The 20,836-nt window shown below is 35.7% G+C and carries 12 protein-coding genes; 4 read left to right on the top strand and 8 right to left on the bottom strand.

What is annotated here, in order from left to right:
* Positions 1–26: 26 nt before the first annotated feature.
* The 7 genes from citF to mce form a co-directional block, all read right to left on the bottom strand.
* Positions 27–1,586, bottom strand: coding sequence for a citrate lyase subunit alpha (gene citF, locus GCQ56_RS04435; protein ID WP_227005989.1), 1,560 nt, complete (start codon positions 1,584–1,586; stop codon positions 27–29).
* Positions 1,576–2,802, bottom strand: coding sequence for an aldolase/citrate lyase family protein (locus tag GCQ56_RS04430; RefSeq protein ID WP_152733165.1), 1,227 nt, complete (start codon positions 2,800–2,802; stop codon positions 1,576–1,578). The genes citF and GCQ56_RS04430 overlap by 11 nt, the downstream gene beginning before the upstream one ends.
* A 211-nt stretch (positions 2,803–3,013) precedes the next feature.
* A complete protein-coding gene (locus GCQ56_RS04425; RefSeq protein WP_193323717.1) occupies positions 3,014–4,126 on the bottom strand; it encodes a sodium ion-translocating decarboxylase subunit beta in 1,113 nt (370 codons plus the stop codon).
* 555 nt (positions 4,127–4,681) lie between these two features.
* Positions 4,682–5,104 carry a biotin/lipoyl-containing protein gene (locus GCQ56_RS04420; RefSeq protein ID WP_152733164.1) on the bottom strand — a complete coding sequence of 141 codons (423 nt, stop codon included), beginning with the start codon at positions 5,102–5,104 and terminating at the stop codon, positions 4,682–4,684.
* Positions 5,105–5,109: 5 nt separating this feature from the next.
* On the bottom strand, positions 5,110–5,460 hold the full coding sequence (locus tag GCQ56_RS04415) for an OadG family protein (protein ID WP_152733163.1): 351 nt from the start codon (positions 5,458–5,460) through the stop codon (positions 5,110–5,112).
* Between the two features lie 11 nt (positions 5,461–5,471).
* Positions 5,472–7,028: an acyl-CoA carboxylase subunit beta gene (locus tag GCQ56_RS04410; RefSeq protein ID WP_152733162.1), complete on the bottom strand. Its 1,557-nt coding sequence runs from the start codon at positions 7,026–7,028 to the stop codon at positions 5,472–5,474.
* A gap of 37 nt (positions 7,029–7,065) precedes the next feature.
* Positions 7,066–7,470: a methylmalonyl-CoA epimerase gene (gene mce / locus GCQ56_RS04405; RefSeq protein WP_152733161.1), complete on the bottom strand. Its 405-nt coding sequence runs from the start codon at positions 7,468–7,470 to the stop codon at positions 7,066–7,068.
* A gap of 504 nt (positions 7,471–7,974) precedes the next feature.
* Between mce and purL the strand changes: the two genes are divergently transcribed.
* The 3 genes from purL to GCQ56_RS04390 all read left to right on the top strand — a co-directional run bounded on the left by purL (position 7,975) and on the right by GCQ56_RS04390 (position 16,319).
* The gene (gene purL, locus GCQ56_RS04400) at positions 7,975–11,664 is read left to right on the top strand and encodes a phosphoribosylformylglycinamidine synthase (protein WP_152733160.1); all 3,690 of its coding nucleotides are present in this window, start codon (positions 7,975–7,977) and stop codon (positions 11,662–11,664) included.
* 117 nt (positions 11,665–11,781) lie between these two features.
* The gene (locus tag GCQ56_RS04395; RefSeq protein WP_152733159.1) at positions 11,782–12,180 is read left to right on the top strand and encodes a hypothetical protein; all 399 of its coding nucleotides are present in this window, start codon (positions 11,782–11,784) and stop codon (positions 12,178–12,180) included.
* A 23-nt stretch (positions 12,181–12,203) separates the two neighbouring features.
* Positions 12,204–16,319 (top strand): PKD domain-containing protein, encoded by a 4,116-nt coding sequence (locus GCQ56_RS04390; protein WP_152733158.1) that lies wholly within the window; start codon positions 12,204–12,206, stop codon positions 16,317–16,319.
* Between the two features lie 141 nt (positions 16,320–16,460).
* Here the strand turns inward: GCQ56_RS04390 and GCQ56_RS04385 are convergent, their stop codons facing one another.
* Complete coding sequence (locus GCQ56_RS04385; RefSeq protein ID WP_152733157.1) at positions 16,461–18,272, bottom strand: glycoside hydrolase family 15 protein; 1,812 nt, start codon at positions 18,270–18,272, stop codon at positions 16,461–16,463.
* 233 nt (positions 18,273–18,505) lie between these two features.
* On the opposite strand from GCQ56_RS04385, the gene GCQ56_RS04380 reads away from it, so the two are divergent.
* Complete coding sequence (locus tag GCQ56_RS04380) at positions 18,506–20,713, top strand: bifunctional alpha,alpha-trehalose-phosphate synthase (UDP-forming)/trehalose-phosphatase (protein ID WP_152733156.1); 2,208 nt, start codon at positions 18,506–18,508, stop codon at positions 20,711–20,713.
* Positions 20,714–20,836: the final 123 nt, after the last annotated feature.

The raw sequence follows: 20,836 nt of genomic DNA, 5'->3' as shown, positions 1-20,836 counted from the left end.
AAGCTTCGGAAATTCCGGAGCTTTTTTTATTCTACACAAACCCTATACACAACATCTAATACCGTTCCATCAACCCACTTTATAGCTGCTACAATTTCATCAGTCACTTCAATCTCCTCGGGTATTCCACAAATTTCTTCCGCTTCTTCTTTTAATTCCTCGAGCGTCTTAATAGGTAATTTACTTCCTTTTAATTTTTCAATTAAGTCTTTTCTCAATGGATTGATAGCAATCCCTCTTTCGGTTACAATTACATCAATAAGCTCTCCTGGACCACACAAAGTAGTTACCTTGTCTCTTATTATTGGAATCCGATTACGAAATAACGGAATAGGCAATATCACGGTTTTACCGAACAAGCAATTCTGCCATCCACCAATTCCATGAAGAAGATAACCGTCTGAGTGAGTTACTACATTGGCGTTAAAATCAAGATCCACCTCTGTTGCTCCCAAGACAACAACATCAATCATACTAGCAAAATTCCCCTTTCCATGGTAATTGTAACTGGTAAACGGGCTCGTCCACACATGATTTGGATTTTCTCTCATAGATCTAACTCCTTCCAAATCGAAAGTTTGACCGTCAAGAATATAATCTACCAAACCATCTTCTAGCATTTTCACGAGATATTGATTGCTACCCCCACGTGCAAATCGCGCCTTAACACCTTTACTTTTCATGATTTGCGCAAAATAATTCCCAATTGCCAAAGAGGTACCTCCTGCTCCTGCCTGAAATGAAAATCCATCTTTTATTATACCCACTTCATCACAAAATTTAGCCGTAAGTTCTGCAATATGCAGTCGATCTGGACTTTTGGTTACTTGTGTTGTTCCAGATATAATTTTTTCAGGAATACCAATTTTATCCATCTCTACTGTAAAATCGACATAATTGCCTTGAATTTGCCAAGGAATACAAGGAAATGGCACCATATTATCTGTAACAACAATCACCTTATCAGCAAATTGTGCATCACCTAAAGCAAATCCTAATAATCCTGATGCTGATTGCCCTTCCAAACCATTCGCATTTCCGAATGGATCTGCACTAGCAGCGCCAATCACAGCAATGTCAACCTTTACCTCTCCATCTTGCAATGCCTGATACCTTCCACCATGAGATCGCAAAACAGCCGTTCTTTTCATTTTTCCCTCTGAACAGAATTTACCCAATGGACCATTCATACTCCCTTCAATACCCGCAATTGTGCCGTCTTCCAAATAAGGAATCAAATGTTCATGACACGGAAAAGAAGCCGATGGAAACCAGATAAGATCTTTAACTCCTAATTCATTTGCAATATCAAACACTTTATTAGCCACCAAATCCCCATTTCTAAAGTGATGATGGGTTGAAATGATCATTCCATCTCTTAAGCCCGCTTTTATCAACGTTTCTTTTAATGAACCAATCCTTTTATCTCCATTCAACGGATATTCACAATTTACCGAGATACGAGAATTGTATTTGTATGCTTTTGGTTTATGAACACCTAAACCTTCAAAAGGAATCACTACTTCTCCATTTATTTCCTGAGGGATCATCCTACCCGCTGCATTTTTAATCATTTTAACAGTCATATGATTCCCTCCAGTTAGCATTTACAATTTCTAAACCAATAGCTAAATCCAATAATTTCAATTGCCTTTTCACCACTGGTGGATCAATCATCTTATTCCCGAGAGCAACAACGTTCATTCCTTTTTCTTGAGCTTTATAAAATGCACTGACAATTTTCATCGCCTTTTCTATTTCAAGTTCATCAGGAGCAAAATTTTCATGAATAACTCTTATTTGCCTAGGATGAATGCATCCCATTCCCTGAAAACCAATGGATTTAGAAGTTATAACATTATTTGCTAAAGCATCCATATCAGCAACATTAGAAAAAACAGAATCTATAGCTTGAATATTAGCTGCATGACAAGCATTCACAATTCTCATTCGTGCATAAAGCGATTCTTGTGCATTAATAGTTCTCTGGACTCCAATATCAGCAGTAAAATCTTCTAAGCCAATTGCCATAGCTACTATATTTTCAGAAGAATTCGCAATAGCAAAAGCATTTTCTATACCAAGAGCACTTTCTATAATAGGCATTAAATAAATTTCACGATCAATACTTTTATCCTTTTTAATTTGATTGATTTTCTGATCAATTTGCTGAATATCATCAACAGTTTCACACTTCGGAATCAATATTAGCTGTACACAATGTGCTACAATGAATTCCAGATCCACTAGGCCTAGCTCTCCTTGATTAATTCGAACCATACGCTCCGCTCCATAAAATTTTTGTGAACGCAGGGTATTCCTAACAATATAACGAGCTTCTTCTTTCTTTACAGGAGACACAGCATCCTCAAGATCTAAAATTAAACCATTTGGCTTATGCAAGCCAGCATTAATCATTAAATAAGGGGTATTACCAGGAAGATACAACCGGGAAAACCGAAACCTATCACGCTTCGAAATTTCAGCACATTCATCAATAGGTTTAAAAAGGAATTCTTTATCAGTAACAATAATTTGTTTTATCGAAGCCTCAATACGAGCAGCAATTACATACTTCAAAGCACCACTATCCCAGATTGTTACTTTTGCGTGTTTTATTGAAAAATAATCGGTCATATCCATGACCAAATCAGTAATGGATTTACTGAAAAAGGCTTTTACTTTAGAATGAAGATCTAAAGCAATTCCTCCTGAATGTAGAAGTTTAATTTGAACCTTGCAGTCACCTCTTATTTTGGAATCAAAATTCCCAGTCACTCCAATTCTTAATTTATCATCCATAAGCTCGGAAAATTAAGACCAAAAGAAAAGGAGAAACGGAAAATCTACTAATTCTCCCGCCTCTCCCATTAAAACCATTTACATCTAATAATTAGTTGATATAAATATAATACTTCAAGTAGTATAAAACAATGACATTTTTCATTTTAACAACAAAAAAAAGGATTGCCGAAACCGACAATCCTTTTGCAATATAAAATGTGATGTTTGCTTACATCAGGAAACTCAATAATATACCTGCTCCAACAGCAGAACCAATAACTCCGGAAACATTTGGAGCCATAGCATGCATCAACAAGTGATTTGTAGGATCATTTTCTAATCCCATTACTTGCACAACACGTGCACTATCAGGAACAGCAGATACACCAGCGGCACCAATCATTGGATTGATAGGTCTATCTTTTGGTGAAAACCAGTTCATAACCTTAGCAAAAATAACTCCACCAGCTGTAGCTACAATAAATGAAGCAGCTCCAAGACCAAAGATCATGATAGAATCCTTTGTTAAGAATACATCAGCTTGAGTTGATGCACCAACAGTTACACCTAATAAAATTGTAATTGTATTAATCAATGCATTACTTGCTGTATCAGCCAATCGATTTGTTACGGTCGATTCTTTTAACAAGTTACCAAAGAACAACATTCCCAATAAAGGCACAGCTGTTGGTGAAATATAAGCTGTTAACAGCAAACCAACAATAGGGAAAATAATCTTCTCAAGACGAGTTACCGCACGTGGTGGCTTCATCTTAATTTTTCTTTCCTTCTTAGTTGTTAATAACTTGATAATTGGAGGCTGAATAACAGGAACCAATGCCATATATGAATATGCTGCAATTGCAATAGGTCCGATCAAGTTCTTCACAGTTTCACCATTTGCCATTACATTCATACCATTAGCCAATTTCGACGAAAGGAAAATTGCAGTAGGTCCATCAGCACCACCAATAATTCCAATCGCACCAGCTTCTGGTGGAGCAAATCCCATTGCCAAAGCACCTAAGAAAGTAGCAAAAATACCAATCTGAGCAGCTGCTCCTAACACCATCAATCTTGGATTCGAAATTAATGATGAGAAGTCGGTCATTGCACCAATTCCCAAGAAAATCAATGGAGGATACCATCCGTTAACTACCCCGGAATAAAGAATATTCATTACCGATCCTGGCTCATATATACCTAACTTTAAATTAAAGTCGATAGCCTGAAACATCGGAATATTACCAATGATAATACCAGTACCAATAGGAATTAGCAATAAAGGCTCATAATCATACTTAATTGCTAAAAATATAAAAATCAAACCAATAAGCACCATCAACAAGTGACCGCCGGTAACGTTTGCGAATCCAGTAAATTCATAAAAGTTTTTCAAGCCAACGATAGCACTCGCTTCGCGCTCACAATCCAATACAGGATTACCAAAGTTCAAATTATCTCCTTCAATTTTGGCAATACGCTCTTTAATTTGAAGAAGTTCCTTTGTAGTTACATAGGCATTTGAACCTGAATTAGGATCAGAATTTTTAAACAAATGAGTTACTTCTTTTGGATTGAAGGACATAGTCAAGGTATTACCATCCATGCTCCAATGCCCAGTAAATCTTTGCTTAATCGAGTCCATTGTAAACGACTTATCCGCTTTGAACTCAATAATTTTGTAACGCTTAACAGTTTTATCCGATAAGCCAAGAGGGTTAGGAATATAACCATCTTGATGGTTAATCCATTTTCCGTCTGTCAGTTTCGCTTCATTACTCCCCTGATCTTGAGCTATGGAATTCAAAGCGAAACCCATCACTAAAATCATTGAGAATAACATTGTATAAAGTTTTCTCATTATGTAAGTCTTTGACTTTATGTATCAATAATGTTATGCTATTTCTACAAGAACATCGTCCTGAAGTACGCTATCGCCAACTGCAACCTTAATGGCTTTAACAGTACCACCTTTTTCAGCCATAACATTATTCTCCATCTTCATTGCTTCCATCACCAATAGAGTATCTCCTGGATTAATGGTATCACCAACAGCAACGTTGATTTTAATAATGCTACCTGGAAGTGGAGCTTTAACAACAGCTGATCCGGCAGCACCTTTTTGGATTTTACCTTCACCTGGCTTGTTAACTACAGGTTTACGAACTAATCTTGGAGTCTTAGATGCTTTCTCTTCAACATGTACATCAACATCATAGCTTGTTCCGTTCACTTCAATTTTGGCATTCGATCCTTGAAAATCCTTGATTTCCACATCGTATTCCTGCCCTCTTATCGTAAATTTGAACTTCTTCATTTTTTTTATCTTGGTTGATTATTTACTCCATAAATCTTAGAACTCCATGGAGAATAATTCTTAGTAACTTTTTTAATTGTGATGATATTGCTTTCTTCATCGTGAAGTTGATTAAAGTGCATATGCAAAGCCATTGCAATAGCAGCATTAACATTACCTTCGATGTTCAAATCATCAACATCTGCGCAAGGTTTACCTTCTTTCACAAGCTTCTTTCTCAAATTAAGCTGCAATAATTTAGGTAAGTTGATGAACACAAATACCAGACATACTAACGCAAGAAATACGATAGAGTACCCTACAATTGCTATTGTCCATCCGCCCTGACTTCCTATAGATAAAATATTCATTAACATAGAACGATTTTTTACAATGGAATATTAGAATGTTTCTTAGGAGGATTCACCAATTTCTTAGTCTGTAATGACTGGAATGCGCGAATCACACGGAAACGAGTATTTCTTGGCTCAATTACATCATCAATGTAACCGTAAGAAGCTGCATTGTATGGATTAGCAAAAGCTTCGTTGTACTCAACTTCTTTTTCTTCAATGAACTTCATTTTATCATCATCATTGAGTTCAGCAAGCTTTCTTCCATGTAGGACTTCAATAGCACCCTTAGCTCCCATTACTGCAATTTCAGCTGATGGCCAAGCATAGTTCAAGTCTCCACGAAGTTGCTTAGAAGACATTACGTCATGAGCACCACCGTATGATTTTCTTAATGTAATAGTTACTTTTGGTACCGTTGCCTCACCATAAGCGAACATTAGTTTCGCACCGTGAGTAATGATACCACCAAACTCTTGACTTGAACCAGGTAAGAAACCAGGAACATCAACCAATGTCAAGATTGGAATATTGAAACAGTCACAGAAACGAATGAATCTGGCTGCTTTTCTTGATGACTCAATATCAAGCACACCGGCTAGGAAGTTAGGCTGATTTGCAACCACACCAACTGACATACCACCCATACGGGTAAATCCTACTATAATATTCTTAGCATAGTGGCGGTGGACTTCAAGGAATTCAGCATCATCAGCAATAGAATAAATAACATCCTTCATATCGTAAGGCATGTTAGGATTTTCTGGAATAATCTCGTTCAAAATGTCATCCATTCTATCGATTGGATCGTTACATTCTAGAATTGGAGCCTCTTCCAAGTTATTTGATGGCATGTAAGATAACAACTTACGGATAATCATGATACCTTCTTCCTCATCCTCTAGCATAAAGTGAGAAACACCTGATTTAGAAGCGTGCATTTTTGCACCACCAAGATCTTCGACAGTGATATCTTCACCTGTAACTGTTTTCACAACCTTAGGTCCGGTAACAAACATGTAAGATTTCTCTTCAGTCATCATGATAAAGTCAGTCAAAGCAGGAGAATAAACGGCACCACCAGCACAAGGTCCGAAAATTGCAGAAATCTGAGGAATAACACCTGAAGCAAGAATATTTCTTTCAAAAATTTCAGCATATCCTGCTAATGCAGTAACACCTTCCTGAATACGAGCTCCACCTGAATCGTTTAATCCGACAACAGGAGCACCCATTTTCATTGCCATATCCATGATTTTGCAAATCTTCTGTGCAAAAGTCTCAGATAATGAACCTCCAAATACTGTAAAATCCTGAGAGAATACGAAAATTAATTTTCCGTCGATTGTACCTTGACCGGTTACAACACCATCTCCTAAAAATTTGGTTTTCTCCATACCAAAATTGGTACAACGGTGAGAAACAAACATGTCAAATTCCTCGAAACTTCCTTCATCAAGAAGCATATCGATTCTTTCGCGAGCTGTGTATTTGCCTTTCTTGTGTTGAGATGCAATTCTTTTTTCACCTCCACCAAGCTTAGCTTCTGCTCTTAAGTCAATTAATTTTTTAATCTTATCCTGACTAGCCATAACTTAAATTGTGTTGTTATTTAAATATTGAGTTTTCTTATTTGTCGCCGCAAAGCTCTGTCAGCACTCTCATGGTTGATTTTGGATGCAAGAAACCAATCTTTAATCCTTCAGCACCATCGCGAGGAGTTTTATCAATCACCTGGCAACCTGCTTCCTGGACATCATTCAATGCTTCTTGCACATCTTCTACTGCGAAAGCCATGTGATGCATTCCGCCTCCTGTTTTCTCAACAAATTTACCAATTGGACCTGCTGGATCAGTAGATTCTAACAATTCAATCTTAGTATCTCCAACTTTAAAGAAAGCAGTCTTTACCTTTTGGTCTACAACCTCTTCAACAGCATAACACTCCAATCCCAAAACTTTCTCGTAAAATGGAATTGCTTCTTCTAAGCTTTTTACAGCGATACCGATATGTTCAATATGCGACGGTTTCATATTCTTATATTTTAAATTAATAGTGACAAAAATATTTATTCTAAAAATCTCAATCAATGATCTTTAACATTGCAAAAGTTGTTCTTCAACATGTAGAAATAGAAGATATAACACCTAATACCTTCTTGTTTTTCAGCGAAATAAGATACGAAATATAACTTAAACTCTGACTGAAAATCCAATGTGAGCGAAAACCTTTGCGTAAAAAGAAATTGTTTTTGAATTCGAGGTCAAAGGAAAGCGCTTTTTTAAAAAAACTGAAACTTTTTTAGGTATTGCGCAACATGTTTTCAATAGATTTTCAATCTAAATTTTGTCCAGTTACTGATAAACATTTATATCGATCTTTTAAAAATCACCAGAAAGAGCTAGTTGGATTTTAATAATGAAAAAAACTACTTAATTACTAATACATTTTCACGCTCGTTTTGCAACTCTTTTGTTTATATTTGCACTTTGAAACAACATTCAACCATTTTTATAAATTTTTAAGTTGACGTTAAAATGATAGTATTCTTCAAAAAAGACGAAGTACATTTTGTTGTTCAGGCTACAAACCCTTTAAGTGGTTTAGATCTTGACAAACTTTCCTGGTTGTTCGGAAATGCTTTTATTGCCGATCAAGAAGTGTTAGAAGGAACATTCGTTGGACCAAGAAAAGAGATGATTACCCCTTGGAGTACTAATGCTGTTGAAATAACCCAAAACATGGGACTTTCAGGCATTTTAAGAATAGAACAATACTTCCTGGCAAAATCAGAAAAGCCTGAATTTGATCCAATGTTACAAGCATTGTATACTAAATTGGATCAGGAAATTTACACTATCGATAAGAAACCTGACTCAATATTATATATTGAGAACATTGAAGAATATAACAACAAAGAAGGTTTGGCTCTTAGTTCTGAAGAAATCTCATATTTAAATGACGTTTCAGAAAAAATAGGAAGAAAATTAACCGACTCGGAAGTTTTTGGTTTTTCACAAGTTAATTCCGAACATTGCCGTCATAAAATCTTTAATGGTACCTTTATTATAGATGGAGAAGAAAAAGTATCTTCACTTTTCCAATTGATCAAGAAAACTTCGAAAGAAAATCACAATAGAATTGTATCTGCCTATAAAGACAATTGTGCATTTTTAGCTGGTCCTAAGGCAGAGCAGTTTGCTCCAGCAACTCACGACAAAGCTGATTTCTTTAAAACCAAAGATATTGACACTGTTATCTCTCTAAAAGCTGAGACTCACAATTTCCCAACTACAGTTGAGCCTTTTAATGGTGCTGCTACCGGAACCGGTGGTGAAATTAGAGATAGAATAGCAGGAGGTAAAGCATCTGTACCTATGGCTGGTACTGCAGTTTACATGACTTCTTATCCAAGACTAGAGGCATCACGCAAGTGGGAAAATGCAACAGAAGCAAGAGAATGGCTATACCAAACTCCTGAGGAAATCTTAATTAAGGCATCGAATGGAGCTTCTGACTTCGGAAATAAATTTGGTCAACCTCTAATTGTAGGCTCGGTGCTTACTTTTGAACATTTCGAAAACAACAAAAAATATGGTTACGATAAAGTAATCATGCAAGCCGGTGGTATTGGATACGGTCGTCATGAACAAGCTTTAAAAGATGTACCAGAAACTGGTGAAAAAGTTGTTCTTTTAGGTGGTGACAACTACCGAATTGGAATGGGTGGAGGTGCTGTATCATCTGTAGCTACAGGTGAGTTTGCTAACTCAATTGAATTGAATGCCGTTCAACGTTCTAATCCTGAAATGCAAAAAAGAGTTTGCAATGCAATTCGTGCTATGGCCGAAGCTGATATAAACCCTATAACTTCTATTCACGATCATGGTGCAGGTGGTCATTTAAATTGTCTTTCTGAATTGGTTGAAGAAACCGGAGGAAAGATCGATTTAAATAGTTTACCTGTAGGTGATCCAACTTTATCTGCAAAAGAGATTGTAGGTAACGAGTCACAAGAAAGAATGGGCTTAGTGATGAAGGAAAAAGATGTAGATCTTTTGCAACGCATTGCGGATAGAGAACGTGCACCTATGTATGTTGTTGGAGAAACAACTGGTGATATGAGATTCACCTTTGAAGATAAAAAAACTGGTAAAAATCCAATAGATCTGGGCTTATCCGAGATGTTCGGTAAACCACCAAAAACTATAATGAATGACAAGACTGTTGCGGAAGGATTCGAAGCGGTTGAATATGATTCAAATAAATTAGAAGAATATGTTGAAAATGTTCTTCAATTGGAAGCTGTTGCATGTAAAGACTGGTTAACAAACAAAGTTGACCGATCGGTAACTGGTAAGATTGCTATGCAGCAATGCGCTGGTCCTCTTCAGTTGCCTTTAAACAATTTAGGTGCTGTTGCTATAGATTTCCAAGGTGAAAAAGGTATTGCTACTTCTATTGGACATACTCCAATTGCTGCTTTAGTTAACTCTGAAAATGGTAGTCGTTTATCTATTGCTGAATCATTAACTAACATGGTTTGGGCTCCAATAGAACAAGGATTAAAAGGAGTTTCTCTTTCTGCAAACTGGATGTGGCCTTGTAAAAACGAAGGTGAAGATGCTCGTTTATATAATGCTGTTGAATCGATCAGTGATTTTGCTATAAAATTAGGCATTAATATTCCTACGGGTAAAGATTCTCTTTCTATGACTCAGAAGTATGGGAAAGATGATGTTGTCTATTCTCCAGGAACTGTTATTATTTCCACTGTTGGTGAAATTATCGATATCAATAAAATAATTTCTCCTGTCATGAAAAATGATCAGGATTCTCATTTAATTTACCTTGATTTTTCTAAAGATGATTTCCAATTGGGTGGAAGTAGTTTTGCTCAGATCGTGAATAAGCTAGGAAAACAAACTCCTAATGTTACAGATGCTGACTATTTCGTTTCTGCATTTGAAACTCTTCAGAATCTAATTCTAAATGGTAAAGTTCTAGCAGGTCACGATATCTCAGCTGGTGGTATGATTACTGCTTTGCTTGAAATGTGTTTTGCCGATAACAATTTAGGAGCAAACATAGATCTTAGCAGCATTGAAGAAAAAGATTTAATCAAAGTTCTTTTCAGTGAGAATCCAGGTGTAATTTTCCAGGTAAAAGATCTTGAGTCAGTTCAAAAATCACTAAGCGAAAACGGATTAAGATTCCATGTAATTGGTGCTCCTGCTAATGCTGGCAGCCTAAACATGGTAAAAGATTCTCAATCGTTCAATTTCGATATCACAACATTAAGAGATCTTTGGTACAAAACCTCCTACTTACTAGATCGCAATCAATCAGGAGCTGATTTAGCCCTTGAAAGATTTGAATCTTATAAGAAGAACGAATTGAAATATTCATTCTCTGAAAGCTTTACTGGTAAGTTTTCGCAATATGGAATCGATCCTAAAAGAACAAATAAATCAGGAGTTAAAGCTGCAATAATTCGTGAAAAAGGAGTTAACGGTGATCGTGAAATGGCTTGGATGATGCACCTTGCCGGGATGGATGTGAAAGATGTTCACATGACAGATTTAATTTCGGGAAGAGAAGATTTAAGCGATGTTAACATGATTGTTTTTGTAGGAGGATTTTCCAATTCGGATGTATTAGGTTCGGCTAAAGGTTGGGCTGGTGCATTCTTATATAATGAAAAAGCTAAGACTGCCTTGGATAACTTCTACAAGAGAACAGATACTTTAAGTTTAGGTGTTTGTAATGGTTGTCAGTTAATTTCGGAATTGGGCTTAATTTACCCTGATCATGAAAAACATCCAAAATTGTTACACAATAATTCTCATAAATTTGAATCTGGTTTCGTAAGCGTAGAAGTTCCTGAAAACAATTCAGTAATGCTTTCGTCTTTAGCCGGATCGAAATTAGGTATTTGGGTTGCACACGGGGAAGGTAAGTTCGATTTGCCTTATTCTGAAGAAGAATATCAAATCCCAATGAAATATTGTTATAATGAATATCCTGCAAATCCTAACGGCTCACCATTTGCAACAGCTGCAATCGCATCAAAAGATGGTCGTCATCTAGCTATGATGCCACACTTGGAGCGTGCAACTTATCCTTGGAACTGGGCTCACTACGATAATAACAGAATAAATGATGAAGTTACTCCATGGATTGAAGCATTTGTAAATGCTAAAAACTGGATTACAAATCAGAAATAACATCAATAAATAAAAAAAAGCTTTCCAAAATGGGAGGCTTTTTTTTTATTTATAAATCATAAGATCGTAATATATTTTTTCATAACTTGTGCTCTGCTAACTAAAATCACAAATAGCATGAAAAAAATTTTACCATTTATCGCTTTAGCGTTATTTACTATGTCGTGCGCCCCGCCGAATAAAGTAAATAAAACCAAGGCTCCAAAACCAGTCGCTCAGCATGATATTTATGTTGATGGTGATAAACAAATTGCACCAGGGACTTGTTCTTTAATTGTTACCGATTGTAGAATTGAATCAAAAGATGATTCCTACAAACTTTTAGGTAAGGTACAATCAATAAAAGCTTATGGAGCAGCTTTTAACCAAACTCTTTCTAAAAATGATGAGATTGTAATTCACATTTCAAAATCACAAGTAGAATTGTTAGAAGACAAAAACAACATCTCTTGTATTATTTTAATGAAAGAAGGTCGTTACGAACCTGCATTTTTTGAACTTATTAAAGTCAAGTAACTCAAATCAACATTACCATTACTATGAAAAATATATTTATGGTTGTTGCAGCACTGGTAATTTCATTTACCGTTTGTGCTCAAACCCCATTTAAAGTCAAAAAAAAGAGCAATCTGAAGAATAACGATATTGTTATTACAGAGGCTACATATAAAGAGTTAACATCTAAATCAGCCAATCATAGAAAACTTTCTAAAATTTCGGATAAGAGAAACGGAGTCTTAAGAAAAGCAGATGATCCTAATGGAAGAGTTAAGTATGAAACTAGAATGCTAGTTGATCCTACTACTGGAAAAATACCTGCTAACATCAGAGTACAAGAGTTAAATTTTGCTCTTTCGCCTCAATCTGGCTTAAGAAGTTTTACCAAAGCAGGAGGATTAAATTTCACTAATGCCGGACCAAGAAATGTTGGAGGTAGAACAAGAGCTCTTGCCATTGATGTTAAAAATAACAATACCATACTTGCCGGTGGAGTTGCTGGCGGACTGTGGAAATCAACTGATAACGGTGCAAATTGGAGTAAAAAAACTGCAAAAAATGATTTGCAAAGCATTACCGCTATTGCACAGGATACCAGAACTGGAAAAGAAAACATCTGGTATTATGTTACTGGAGAATTGCATGGAAACAGTGCTTCTGGGGGCGGAGCTCCATTCAGAGGAGATGGAGTTTTCAAATCAACAGACAATGGTGAAACATGGGAATCATTAGAAGCTACAGTTTCGAATACTCCTGAATCATACGATCCATTTGATTACTGTTGGAATGTTTGTGTTGATCCAACTAATGGAAATGTTTATGTTGCAACCGCTGATGGTATCAGAAGATCAACCGATGAAGGAAATAGCTGGGAAGTTGTTATACAAACAAATGCCTACTTTAGTGACATTATTTGTACCCCAACTGGTGTATTGTATGCTTCACTTAGTGCAGATGGTAGTCAAAAAGGAATTTACAGATCAGAAAGTGGTGCAAGTGGTACTTGGGCTAACATTACTCCTGATGAATTTCCTACTAATTACGATCGAATAGTGTTATCTTACGCTCCATCAAATGAAAAATCAGTTTATTTATTGGGAGCAACTTCAAATGGAGGTTTTGAAGGTCACAGTTTGTGGAAACTTGAGTACGAAACCAGTTCTAATTACAAGTGGACAAACCGCTCAAATAATATTCCTGCAGAATCGGGGGATGTAGGCGGATACGATTCTCAAGGTTCATACAATATGATTATTAAAGTGGCTCCTGATAATGAAAATATAGTATTTATTGGTGGAACTAACCTTCATCGTTCTGATGATGGTTTTGCAACGAAAAACAATACCTATTGGATTGGAGGATATTCAACTAAAAATAATGTTTCTCAATATGAAAATCATCACCCTGATGTACATTCTATGGCATTTAAATCAGATAATGCTAGTATGATATGTGGACATGATGGTGGTTTGAGTTTAACGACTAACTACAAACAGACAGAAGATACTGATGCATCCGATAATGTTGAGGAACCTGTAGATTGGACTTCATTAAACAACGGTTATCTTACAACTCAAGCCTATACGGTTGCTATCGATCACGATAATTTCTCAAATAAACAGATGCTTGCTGGATTTCAAGACAATGGTACTTGGAATATTGACGATGTGACAACTGGAGGCGATTGGGATGAAGCATTCTCTGGAGACGGAAGTTTTTGTGCCATAACAGATCAAGGAAAAGCCCAGATTGTATCGTGGCAAAGAGGTGGTATGTATTTGTTTTATTCTAATGGTGGCTGGACTCGTATTAATCCAGCAAGTGCAGATGGACAACTTTTCATCAACCCTTTTATAGTTGATGCAAACAATAGTGAAATAGTTTATTATACTGGAGGAAGTTACATTTGGAGAAACTCAAATATCTTCGAAATTTCTCTATACTCAAACTCTGCTACTGACCAAAATTGGGAAAAATTAGAAGAATCAAAAGCTAATGGTACTGTAACTGCATATGCTTCTTCAACAAATCCAAGCCACATTTTATATTATGGCTCGTCAAAAGGAAAAGTATACAAACTGGAAAATTCTCACTCAGCAGATGCTAAAAAAACAGAAATTACTGGAGAGGGAATGCCATCTGGCGCTTACGTTAGTTCAATTGCTGTAAATCCTTTGAATGCTAATGAAATTCTAGTTTCATTCTCGAATTACAAAGTTGAAAGCATATTTTATTCAGCTGACGGAGGTAGCAGCTGGACTGCTGTTAGTGGTAAATTAGAAGAAAATGGAAATGTTTCAGGAAGTGGTCCTTCAGTGAGAACAGTATCATTTCTTGTTTCACCTACTGACACAACCTATTATGCCGGAACAAGTACTGGTTTGTATAGTACTACCAAATTAGAAGGAAGCGCTACAAACTGGACTCAAGAAGCACCTAACACAATCGGAAATACTGTTGTGTCTATGGTGAAAAATAGAGGTGATGGTTTTATTGGTGTTGGTACACATGCAAACGGACTATTCTACGCAGATGCTGATTATAGTAACTCTACTCCAGTTGCAAACATTGGAACAACAATAGATACGATTTTTGTAGGTGAGAAAGTAAATTTCAAAGACAGATCTATCGGAGAAGTAACTGCTTATGAGTGGACTTTTGAAGGTGCTGAAACTGCATCAAGTACTGTTCAGCATCCAGAAGATATACTTTACAACACTGCTGGAAAATTTAAAGTTTCTTTGAAAGTTTCTAATGCTAATGGTGATAATACTAAGGTGCTTGAATCAGCGGTTGTTGTTAAATCTGTTAAAGCTAATTTCGCAGCAGATAAAACATCAGTTAATGTAGGAGATGAGGTTACCTTTACCGATAATTCAACGGGAACAGTTGAAGCTTGGGAATGGAATTTTGCCGGAGGTACTACTGATGATAATACGGTACAAAATCCAGTTGTTACATTTAGCGAAGCTGGAGTTTATACCATTACATTAAAAATTACAGGATCAGGTGATTTTACAGATACTAAAACCAAAGTTGATTACATTACTGTAGTTGATGCAGATGACAAGGAAGATGATCTTTTGTATAATGTTTTAGCTACAGATGAAGAGAAGCTTTCTGTTTATAGCTTTAATGGAGAAACATCATGGGGTTATGTAACTGGTCACAATAGCTACAGTATGCCCGAATTTGCTGAAAAATTTGAAATGATTAATACCAACCTTAATGTGGTAAGAAGTATTCAGATCAACCCTGTTATTGTTGAAGCTAAATCAGGTGATCCTAAAATTCAACTAAAGATTTGGAATGGAACTGATGCTCCTGGTAAAGAGGTATATTCTCAGGATATTCCATTGTCTCAATTTCAACTTAAACAATTCAACGAAATAGTATTAGAAACTCCAGTTGAAGTTGAAAACGAATTTTTTGTAGGTTATAAAATCTTTTTTGAAAATCCATTGGATACTTTCGCTGTTTATCACTTGCCTCTTGATGGAGAAATTACTTGGGACAATAGTGCCTATCTAAAATTTAATGATACATGGTATCCATATTCTTCTCCTTCTATTTTTGAAGCAAACTCTGCTCTTGCAGTAAAAGTAAAAGTAGGTTACGAAGATGCAGGATCAATATTAGAACCTGATTTCTCTGCGAGTTCTACATCAATTCGCGTTGGTGATGAAATTGTATTTACAGATCAATCGAATGGAAATGTTGCAAGTTGGGAATGGATTGTTCCTGGTGGAACCATCGCTGATAAAACCGAACAAAACCCAACGGTACTTTACGAGCAAACAGGAACCTATAGTGTTACACTTAATGTAACCGATACGGATGGAGCAACAGCTTCAAAAACTAAAACAGATTACATTTTTGTTGACGTGGCTACTGCTATTGATGATTTAGATAAAGAGAATAATAAGCTTATTATTTATCCTAATCCAATGATAGATAAAACCAATGTGAAATTCCCAAATAAAACGAATAAAAAATATCGTTTAGTTGTGGTTGACGCAAGTGGTAGAGTTGTTCGAATCATCGAAAATATTACTGATAATAACTTTATTATCAATCGTGAACAATTAAAACCAGGAGTTCATATCATTAATCTTTCCGGAGAGAAAATTTACAAAGGAAAACTTTTAGTGAAATAAAAACATAGAAATTAACAGTAACAAAAGAGCTTGCCATATGATGGCAAGCTCTTTTTATTTGTAGCATACAGTAATCTTATCTAAACGAAAAATAAGCTAATATTAACTTGATATTATGATAACAACTTCTTAAGTATACATCTAACTTGTTAACTGGTCAAGTAGATTATCATCATCATCAAATTTATAATTGGAAAAGTTGAGTGCCGTTTCGATTATAGCTAAATGTGAATAGGCCTGTGGAAAATTTCCCAACATACGTTTTGTATCAAAATCAATATCCTCGGCAAATAAACCAAGATGATTGGAATATTGCAGTAACTTATCAAATTTTTCTTTGGCTTCTTTCTTTTTCCCAATCTTATATAAGCTATTGATTAGCCAAAATGAACAGATTGTAAAAGCAGATTTTGGTGTGCCGAAATCATCCTGATTCTTGTATCGAAACATTAAACCATCGTGTTCCAACTCTTTTTGAATCGTTAAAACAGTCGACTTAAATTTAGGATCTTTAGCCTCTATAAAATCATAAGTCTCCATTAGTAAAACCGAAGCATCCATATCTGCTGATCCGTAATATTGAGTAAAAGCTTGCTTCTCTCTACTCCATGCCTTCTTTAAAATGTCATCTTTTACTGAATGTCGTAATACCGTCCATTTACTAATGTAGTATTCTTGTTTTAATAAACTTGCAATTTTCACAGCTCTATCAAAAGCAACCCAACACATTACTTTACTAAACGTAAAGTGCAAACTCTTCCCACGTATCTCCCAAATTCCCCTATCGGGCTTTTTCCAGTTTACCTCAACCACCTTCACAATACTTCGAACAATCGTCCATAATTCCTCACTATGTTCTAAGGAATTCTCAAATGTTTCGAATTGCTGATGAATCAGATCCAGTAAAATACCGTAAATATCATTTTGCTTTTGTTTGTAAGCTGCATTACCAACACGAACAGGTTGCGAATTCTCATATCCCGAAAGGTGTTCCAATTCATATTCGGTTAGTTTTTTTTCACCATTAATCCCATACATGATTTGAATCTTCTCATTCTTTTCAGGTATAATATCCATAATGAATTTCAAGTATCGTTTCGCGACATTGTAATGCCCCAACTGAGTTAAAATTTTAACCACCATCGACCCATCTCTGATCCAACAAAAACGATAATCCCAATTTCTAACCTCACCAATCGTTTCAGGCAGAGAGGTAGTAAGAGCGGCTAAGACAGCACCACTTTTCTGATAACTGAGCAATTTCAACACCAAGGCACTTCTGGTAACCTGCTCGTTATATTCAGGTAATATCTTTGTTTTCTCACTCCAATTCAACCAATAAGTTTTGGTTCTTTGTAGCTTTAAATAAACTCGCTCAATGTTTTGTTCCAATAATTTTTGGTCGTAACTAATCACACAAAATTCATTCTTCTCTAAAGAAATCAATTCACTATTCAAGATATCCTCATTCTTAAAACTAGAATACAAATAAAGTGAATCATAATTACCTGTTGCTGTATAAGATTTTATAAAACCCTCTTCAGATATAAAATTTTGCGTCTGATTTCGAGCATAATCCAATTGTGGGTTGTACTTTACTCTAAATGTTGGCTTACCATATACCAATCTAAAAAAACGAATAACATCGGGTGGTGCATAGTAGCTATTATTATCAGATAAATATCTCGGCATAAAATCCAGAATCTCAAAAACACCATCAACACATTCAAATCTGGTTTTTAAGATATTTGTTTTAGAACGATATTCTTGTTTTACCTCCAATAAATTTTCAGGAACAATCTCGAAACTCCCACCCTTATCTTTATCCAGGATTTTTGCAAAAGCCGACGATGAATCAAATTGAGGCAAACACAACCAATCCAACGATCCTCTTTCCGAAATTAAAGCAGCACTTCGGCAATTTCCTATTACCCCGTAATTTAAATTCTTCATAAAAAATGACTATTTTAGAGCTTAACCATAAAATGATCAGTCATGATAAATCCATTCACAACTGATTAACAACACACAATACACAGTCAACTATACAATTAAGTAACACTAAATTAATTATTATCAGATTAAATCGTGTTAAATTTTATTGTATTCTGTGATATTCAAATTGGAAAATAGAGAAATTTCACGAATAAAAGTAACATTACAACCAAAATAAAAAACCACATTTTATGAATAGAATTCACATTGTCTCGAATAGACTCCCAGTTAGTATTAACGTAGAAAATGATCAAATTGATTTGATTCCCAGTGTGGGAGGATTAGCGACTGGAATGAGATCAGTCTATAAAGAATACAATGGTAAATGGATTGGATGGCCTGGACTACCAAGTGATGATTTGGACAACGATCTTAAAAATCGAATTGAAGATAAATTGATCGATGAAGATTGCGTATCTGTTCATTTATCGAAAGAAGAGATTGATTTGTACTACGATGGCTTTAGCAACCGTGCCATTTGGCCTCTTTTTCATTATTTTGCTCAATACATCGATTACGATCCTGAACTTTGGGATGCTTTTGTTAAAGTAAATCAAAAATTTGCGGATAAAGCCTTAGAAACAATAGAAGAAGGAGATACAATCTGGATTCACGATTATCAACTTCTATTGGTTCCCGAAATGATTAAGTCGAAAAAACCAGGTGTTACGGTAGGATTTTTTCTTCACATACCCTTCCCTTCCTTCGAAGTTTTTAGAATCCTTCCCTGGAGAAAAGAGTTAATAAACGGAATGCTAGGTGCCGATCTCATTGGCTTTCATACTTTCGATTACCAACGCCATTTTTGCAGTTCGGTACGACGATTAATGGGGTATGAAATCTCGTTTAACGAAATTCACATTGAAGATAGAATCATTATTGTTGATGCTTTCCCAATGGGTATCGATTACGATAAATTTAGGGAAGCTGCAACACAAACTTTTCAAAAACCCTTACAGGAAAAATCGAAATTACATAGAGAGTTGGAAAAATACTTCCTCGTCTCCCCAAATCGTAAACTTATTCTTTCGATAGATCGATTGGATTATTCCAAAGGAATTCCGAACCGACTTCAGGCATTTGCCAAGTTTTTAGAAGAATATCCAGAATTTATTGGTAAAGTTACCCTAATAATGCTTGCAGTTCCTTCAAGAGGAACAGTGGAGCATTATATCAATCTTAAAAAAGAAGTTGATGAATTGGTTGGGAATGTAAATGGTCGTTTTGGAAGTATAAATTATACGCCAGTATGGTACTTTTACCGATCCTTACCATTCGAGAATTTAATTGAGTTGTATAGTTCCTGTGACGTAGCATTGGTAACTCCGGTTAGAGATGGAATGAACCTGGTTGCTAAAGAATACGTGGCTTCGAGAACCAATCGTACTGGTGTTATGATTTTAAGTGAAATGGCAGGCGTTTCGAAAGAAATGGGTGAAGCTTTAATGATTAACCCTAACAATATAGGTGAAATTGCTGAAAGTATACATCAAGCTTTAACCATGCCTTTGGATGAGCAGCGAGAAAGAATGATTTACCTACAGGATAGAATAAAAAGATATGATGTCTTTAAGTGGGCAAGCGAATTTGTAAAGTCTCTCAAAAAAGTTGAATCGATCCAGCAATCTTTCTATGCTAAAAAGATAAACGAGACAATTTTTGAATCGATAAAAGAGAATTATAAATCTGCTAAAAAAAGATCCATTTTCTTGGATTATGATGGAACCTTAGCCGGATTTAAAAAGAATCCGAATGACGCTAAACCTGATGAAGAATTACACAATATACTGTATAAATTAGAAGAAGATCCTCATAATATCATCACAATAATAAGTGGAAGAGACCGAGAAAGTCTGGAGAATTGGTTTGAAGGCCACAAAATCAATCTAATTGTTGAACACGGTGTTTGGATTAAAGAATACAGAAAAGATTGGAAAATGCTTGCGAACACTAATGATGCATGGAAACCGAGCATAAGACCAAGTTTAGAAACATTTGTAGATAGAACACCTGGTTCGTTTATTGAAGAAAAGAACTATTCGTTGGTGTGGCACTACAGAAAATCCGAGCCTGAACAAGGTGAACTTAGAGCCAATGAATTGAAAGATGAATTGACAACAATGATTGCCAATCACAATCTTGAAATTTTAGAAGGAAATAAGGTTATTGAGGTAAAAAGTGGCGGTATTAACAAAGGAATGGCTGCTTTACAATTCCTACAAAATCAAAACTTTGACTTTATCATGGCAATGGGTGACGATTGGACAGACGAGTATATGTTTAGAGAACTTCCCGAATCTGCCAATACAATTAAGGTTGGTTTAAAGCATACTGCTGCCAAATATAAAGTAGATTCAGTCAAAACTGTCCGAAGCTTTCTATCGGATTTAATTAAATAATAGCTAAAAATAAGCAACTTAAGGCGACTTTTCGAGTCGCCTTTATTGTTGACTTGTTACAACAATGATTCACAAATTCTTTCACCGTCCTTAATTTTCATCTAAATTTGCACATGATAGAAT

The organism is Marinifilum sp. N1E240 (assembly GCF_009295825.1).
GTDB classification, from domain to species: Bacteria; Bacteroidota; Bacteroidia; order Bacteroidales; family Marinifilaceae; genus Marinifilum_A; species Marinifilum_A sediminis.
This window is presented reverse-complemented; position numbering and strand designations above follow the sequence as displayed.

What these genes read in the sequence shown, in the direction of transcription:
- GCQ56_RS04410 (WP_152733162.1), bottom strand. Translation starts at nt 7,028, where the DNA reads ATGGCTAGTCAGGATAAGATTAAAAAATTAATTGACTTAAGAGCAGAA.
- purL (WP_152733160.1), top strand. Translation starts at nt 7,975, where the DNA reads ATGATAGTATTCTTCAAAAAAGACGAAGTACATTTTGTTGTTCAGGCT.
- citF (WP_227005989.1), bottom strand. Translation starts at nt 1,586, where the DNA reads ATGACTGTTAAAATGATTAAAAATGCAGCGGGTAGGATGATCCCTCAG.
- GCQ56_RS04420 (WP_152733164.1), bottom strand. Translation starts at nt 5,104, where the DNA reads ATGAAGAAGTTCAAATTTACGATAAGAGGGCAGGAATACGATGTGGAA.
- GCQ56_RS04380 (WP_152733156.1), top strand. Translation starts at nt 18,506, where the DNA reads ATGAATAGAATTCACATTGTCTCGAATAGACTCCCAGTTAGTATTAAC.
- GCQ56_RS04415 (WP_152733163.1), bottom strand. Translation starts at nt 5,460, where the DNA reads ATGTTAATGAATATTTTATCTATAGGAAGTCAGGGCGGATGGACAATA.
- GCQ56_RS04385 (WP_152733157.1), bottom strand. Translation starts at nt 18,272, where the DNA reads ATGAAGAATTTAAATTACGGGGTAATAGGAAATTGCCGAAGTGCTGCT.
- GCQ56_RS04430 (WP_152733165.1), bottom strand. Translation starts at nt 2,802, where the DNA reads ATGGATGATAAATTAAGAATTGGAGTGACTGGGAATTTTGATTCCAAA.
- GCQ56_RS04395 (WP_152733159.1), top strand. Translation starts at nt 11,782, where the DNA reads ATGAAAAAAATTTTACCATTTATCGCTTTAGCGTTATTTACTATGTCG.
- GCQ56_RS04390 (WP_152733158.1), top strand. Translation starts at nt 12,204, where the DNA reads ATGAAAAATATATTTATGGTTGTTGCAGCACTGGTAATTTCATTTACC.
- GCQ56_RS04425 (WP_193323717.1), bottom strand. Translation starts at nt 4,126, where the DNA reads ATGGTGCTTATTGGTTTGATTTTTATATTTTTAGCAATTAAGTATGAT.
- mce (WP_152733161.1), bottom strand. Translation starts at nt 7,470, where the DNA reads ATGAAACCGTCGCATATTGAACATATCGGTATCGCTGTAAAAAGCTTA.